Raw genomic sequence first — 4,938 nt, forward strand, 5'->3', positions numbered from 1 at the left:
GGAGTTGGGCGGCGCGGCGTGAACGCCCTCCACCCCATCCACCCTGCCGATCCGGAACTCCGGTGAGGCACCGGCCCTGCGGAGGGGGCGGGCAGAAGCCGACCCAGGCGGGGACGAACGAGGTGTCATCGTCGGGTCCCGGCGGTGAGCGGCCGTAGCCGGTGGACGTCGTCGAACAGGGCGCGCTCGGCCAGGTGGGCGGCGGTGAGGGCGGCCAGGGCAGCAGCGGAGAGCATCATGTACATCACGACGATCTGGTAGCGGATCGCGGTGAGCGGGTCGACTCCGGCCAGGATCAGGCCGGTCATCGCACCGGGCAGGCTGATCAGCCCGACGGTCCTGGTGGAGTCGACGGCGGGGATCAGCGCCGTGCGCAGGGTCGAACGGACATGGGGCGCGAAGGCGTCGACGGCGGGCAGGCCCAGGGCGAGGCGGGCCTCGATGGCGGGGCGCGCGGTGCGGGCCTCGTCGCGAAGGCGCACCAGGACGAGGGTGGTGGCCTGCATCGCACCGGAGACCACCATGCCACCGACGGGGATCACCACCCGGGCCTGGGGGGCGATGATCCCGAGGGCGAGCAGCACGCCGAGGGTCGCGGCGGAGCCGACAGCGGCTGCGGTGGTGGCGATCGGCAGCGCGTGGGGCATCCCGGCGGAGCGGCCCGCGCAGACGCGCCCGGCCGTGATCACCATGAGCGCGAGCCAGCCGGCGGCTCCGGCCACGCCGGTGTGCTGGAAGACGAAGACCAGGATCGCGCCGACGGCCGCGAGTTGGACGCCGGCGCGTGCGGCCGCCACGGCGATGTCCCGGGCCAGGTGCAGTCGCCGGCGCCACGCCACCGCGATCGCCGGCAGCACCAGGGCGACGGAGGCGGCGACCCCGGCCCAGGCCGGTACGGCCGTGTTCACGTCGCCTTCCGGAGGTAGTCGACACGGTCCGCCGGCCCCGAGGCGACCAGACCTCCGCTGCGCAGGACCAGGACGTGGTCGGCGACCCGGCGCGCCTGCGGCGCGTTGTGGCTGACCAGCACCACCGCGAGCCCGTCCGCGACCAGGTCCCTGATCGTGTGCTCCACCGCCTGCGCACTCTCCGCGTCCAGGGCCGAGGTCGGCTCGTCGAGCAGCAGCACCTCCGGACCGACGGCCAGCGCCCGTGCCAAGCAGACCCGTTGGGCCTCGCCACCGGACAGCCCGGCCGTGGCCCGCCCCAACATCTCGGCCGGCAGGCCGATCCGCTCCAGCAGCACGGCCGCCTGGTCCTCTCCGAGGTCCGGGCGGCCCACCCGCAGGTCGTCAACGACACGGTCGGTGAGCAGCACCGGCTGCTGGCCGACCAGCCCGACCCGGCGGCGCAACTCCAACACGTCGAGCTCCGGCAGCGGCCTGTCCCGAAAACGGATGACACCCGACGTCGGCTCGGCCAGCCGGTTCAGCAACCGCAGCAGCGTCGACTTGCCCGCTCCGGACGGCCCGACCAGCGCCGTGCACGCGGCGCCGGGGATCTGCGCCGAGAGGCCGTCCAGCAGCAGTCGCCCGGCGCGGCGCACAGTCACGCGGTCCAGAACGAACGGCGGGGGCGCGTCCGCCCCGGGCCTTCCCCGACCGCAGACGCGGGAGCGGGCGCGAACGGCGATGGCGAAGGGCTCGTCCACGGGCCTCCGTTGCTGGTGGGACGGCGGGCGGGGCCGTGCCGGTGGACACGGGTTCGCCCGGGGCGTGCGGAGCGTGACCAGGGTGACCAGGGCGGCGACACGGCGGTACTGCGGCTGGACGGCGCCGGAAGCGGTGTCGGGCAGACCGGTGGCGGCCGCACCGGCAGCCAGTGCGGCCGGAGTGGCCCGCCCGGTCATGAATCGGTCCATGCGCCTCATCGTGCCGGTCCGACCGCCGACACCCGTGGTGATCACCACCGCGCCCACTCGTACGGATGACGGACGACCGACACCCGGGGTGCTCCCTGACGCCGTGTCAATCGTTCGAGCGGCCTGATGCGGAAACGGATGGCCACCATGGGCACCAAGCGGCTGTGCAACACCGCCCCGCCCTTTGGGGCGCCCGTGAATCGTAGTTAACTGCCGAGTAAGTTGGCGCAGGGCCGCGGCCGGTTCCGGGTTCGGTGCCGGTTGCGGAGCCGGACCCCGTCGCGGCCCATGAACGAAAAGCGTCACTCAATACTCAAGGAGGAGGCCGTCGATGGCCAAGGAACAGCACAATGCCGGGAGTGGCAAAGCGAAGGCCGGTGGGACGTCGCGGCGCAGCGCGCTGAAGGCAGCCGTGGCCGGGGCGGGGGCGGTCACCGCGATGGGCGCGGCCGCCTCCACCGCGCACGCGGACGCGCCCACGCACGGCGCGCCCACCTTCGTCCTCGTCCACGGCTCGGGAAGCAACTCCTTCTACTGGCAGCCCTTGTTGCGCGAGCTGGGAATGCGCGGGCACCGCGCGATTGCGGTCGACCTGCCCGGGCACGGGCTCGGCGCGTACCTCCCCGAGTCCTACCAGTGCCCGCAGGACCTCGAGCGGCTGCGCACCGAGCCGTCGCCGTTATCCAAGGTGACGCTGGGCGACTTCGCCGCGCATGTCATTGGCGTGGTGCGGCGGGCGCGCCGCAACGGCCCCGTCGTGCTGGTCGGCGGAAGCCTCGGCGGTGTGACCCTCAACGCGGTCGCCAACCAGGTGCCCGAGCTGGTCGCGCACCTGGTGTACGCCTCCGCGTTCTGCCCGACCGAGCACCCCTCGGTGCTGCAGCTGCTGATGACCCCCGAGGCGGCCACCAGCTCCATGTCCAAGCTCCCCGCGGTCCGTACGCCGCCGGAGCTGGGCGTCAGCCGGGTCAATTGGCGCTCGGGCGACCCTGCGTTCTTCGCGGTCGTCAAGGAGGCGATCGCCGCCGACCGGCCGGACGCCGAGGTCCGGGCGCTGATGAACATCCTGGAGCCGGACGAGTCGGCGGCAGTCGGCGCGAGCGAGGACGCCCGCGGGCTGCCGGCGAAGTGGGGCCGGGTGCCGCGTACGTTCGTGCGCTACACGCAGGACCGCATCATCCCGCTGCCGCTCCAGGACCTCATGATCCGTGAGGCGGACGACGTCGCACCGCACAACCGTTTCCGTGTGCGGTCGCTGAGCGCGCCGCATGCCGGCCCGCGTGACCCGGGGCTACTGGCGGACGAGCTGGAGCTCGTCGCGCGGCTGTGCCGCTGAGCGCGGGCCACGGCTTCCGTCGCCGCCGTCGGTCGCGGACGAGCAGGTCCGCGGCCCCCACGGCGGCGGTCGGCGGCCAGCCGGCGCGCCGGAGTCCAGCCGTTCTTGCGCAGCAGCTCGCCCTGCTCCGCTTGTCCAGGGTGTCGTACAAAGTCGACCAGGTGTGCCATCTCACGGCATTGGTTCCTCACTGTCAGGCCCGGCGGGCGTAGGACGCGAGGCGGTCGGCGAGCGCGATGACGAGGTCGCGCAGTTCATCGGGGCGCTCGATGACGAACGGTCGGTCGAGTGAGGCGAGTACCGGAGGCAACCAGTCGAGTCGCTCCGCCCGTAGCTCGACGCGCAGCCAGCGCTCGGCCGCCCGGTCCTCGCCCGCCGCGGGCTCGTGCTCCTCCAGGCTCGCGACGCCGGCGGGGAGGTGGGCGCGGACCTGCTCAACTGTCCCGTGGATCCGCAAGGTCACCTCGTGCCGGTACTCAGCCGTGGCGAATCCTGACAACACGCGCTGCGCCGGACCGGGACCCACGGGCTCCTCGAACGAGCCGGGGAGGGTCCTCGCGTCGGCGATGCGATCGAGCCGGAAGGTTCGGTCCTCGCCGATCTGGGGGTCCTTGCCCGTGACGTACCACCGGCCCGAATGGGCGACGATCCCGTACGCGTGCAGCGCGCGTTCGCTGCGCCGTCCGTTGCGGTCGGTGTATCTGATCGAGACCGGTCGGCGGTGGCGCACCGCGTCGGCGATGGTGAGCAGGACCCCGACGTCCGGGGTGTCGAACTCGCCGGGCTGGTCCGTGAAGGCGAGAGCCTCCAGGAGTGCGTCGAGTCGACGGGCGATGTGCTTGGGCAGCACCCGCCGGATCTTCGCCGATGCCGTCTCGTTCGCCGTGCGCTCCGTCGTCGTCAACCCTGCCCGGCGGCCGGCGACCAGGCCGAGCAGCACGGCCAGTGCCTCGTCGTCGCTGAGCATGAGCGGAGGCAAGCGGTACCCGGGGGCGAGCCGGTACCCGCCGTAGCGGCCACGCACCGATTCCACGGGCACGTCCAGGTCGATCAGCTGGTCCACATACCGCCGCACGGTGCGTCCTTCGACGCCGAGCCGGTCAGCGAGTTCGGCCACGGTCCGGGTGCCACCCGATTGCAGCAGCTCCAGGAGTCTCAGTACGCGGCCAGTGGGTCGAGGCATGTGCACAACCTAACGCGAATAGTGGACCGATTCTGTCCACTATTTCTCCTAGCCTCCGACGTGCACGCCTCCGGTACAACCAAGGAGATCCCTATGGACTTCGTCTCGATCCGCATCATCACCAGCGACGTCGCGCGCCTCGTCGAGTTCTACGAGCGCGCCACAGGGGTGCAGGCGATGTGGGCCACCGAGGACTTCGCCGAGCTCAAGACCACGGGGGCCACCCTCGCGATCGCCAGCACCCGCACCGTCCCGCTGTTCGCCCCGGGCTCTGCCCGCCCGGCGGACAACCACAGCGTGATCACCGAGTTCCTCGTCGAGGACGTGGACCGCGTTCACCGGAACCTGACCGGCTTCGTCACCGACTTCGTCAACGGACCCACCACGATGCCCTGGGGTAACCGGTCGCTGCTGTTCCGCGACCCCGACGGCAACCTCGTCAACTTCTTCACCCCCGTCACGCCGGCAGCCATCGAAAGGCTGGCACGTTGACGCGCTAGGAAGAGCCCGGGGGCGGGGGGTTTCGGCGGAGAACCACCCCCAGGGGGTTTCGGTCCC

General features: G+C 72.2%; 5 protein-coding genes. 2 read left to right on the forward strand and 3 right to left on the reverse strand.

Annotation, left to right across the window (positions count from 1 at the left end):
- Positions 1-125 precede the first annotated feature (125 nt).
- Both ACFQ87_RS40630 and ACFQ87_RS40635 read right to left on the reverse strand, forming a co-directional pair.
- The gene (locus ACFQ87_RS40630; protein WP_380615991.1) at positions 126-908 is read right to left on the reverse strand and encodes an ABC transporter permease; all 783 of its coding nucleotides are present in this window, start codon (positions 906-908) and stop codon (positions 126-128) included.
- Positions 905-1,861 carry an ATP-binding cassette domain-containing protein gene (locus ACFQ87_RS40635; protein WP_380615992.1) on the reverse strand — a complete coding sequence of 319 codons (957 nt, stop codon included), beginning with the start codon at positions 1,859-1,861 and terminating at the stop codon, positions 905-907. The genes ACFQ87_RS40630 and ACFQ87_RS40635 overlap by 4 nt, the downstream gene beginning before the upstream one ends.
- 331 nt (positions 1,862-2,192) lie before the next feature.
- On the opposite strand from ACFQ87_RS40635, the gene ACFQ87_RS40640 reads away from it, so the two are divergent.
- Positions 2,193-3,197, forward strand: a complete 1,005-nt coding sequence (locus ACFQ87_RS40640; protein WP_380615993.1) for an alpha/beta fold hydrolase — start codon at positions 2,193-2,195, stop codon at positions 3,195-3,197.
- A 193-nt stretch (positions 3,198-3,390) separates the two neighbouring features.
- On the opposite strand, the gene ACFQ87_RS40645 is transcribed toward ACFQ87_RS40640, so the two are convergent.
- On the reverse strand, positions 3,391-4,380 hold the full coding sequence (locus tag ACFQ87_RS40645) for a helix-turn-helix transcriptional regulator (RefSeq protein WP_380615994.1): 990 nt from the start codon (positions 4,378-4,380) through the stop codon (positions 3,391-3,393).
- 93 nt (positions 4,381-4,473) lie between these two features.
- Between ACFQ87_RS40645 and ACFQ87_RS40650 the strand changes: the two genes are divergently transcribed.
- Positions 4,474-4,872: a VOC family protein gene (locus ACFQ87_RS40650; protein ID WP_380615995.1), complete on the forward strand. Its 399-nt coding sequence runs from the start codon at positions 4,474-4,476 to the stop codon at positions 4,870-4,872.
- The last annotated feature ends 66 nt before the right edge of the window (positions 4,873-4,938 follow it).

The sequence above is a fragment of the Kitasatospora sp. NPDC056531 genome, assembly GCF_042794375.1.
Taxonomy (GTDB): domain Bacteria; phylum Actinomycetota; class Actinomycetes; order Streptomycetales; family Streptomycetaceae; genus Kitasatospora.

Coding starts and splice junctions, on each gene's coding strand:
- ACFQ87_RS40640 (WP_380615993.1), top strand. CDS start 2,193: ATGGCCAAGGAACAGCACAATGCCGGGAGTGGCAAAGCGAAGGCCGGT.
- ACFQ87_RS40650 (WP_380615995.1), top strand. CDS start 4,474: ATGGACTTCGTCTCGATCCGCATCATCACCAGCGACGTCGCGCGCCTC.
- ACFQ87_RS40635 (WP_380615992.1), bottom strand. CDS start 1,861: ATGGACCGATTCATGACCGGGCGGGCCACTCCGGCCGCACTGGCTGCC.
- ACFQ87_RS40645 (WP_380615994.1), bottom strand. CDS start 4,380: ATGCCTCGACCCACTGGCCGCGTACTGAGACTCCTGGAGCTGCTGCAA.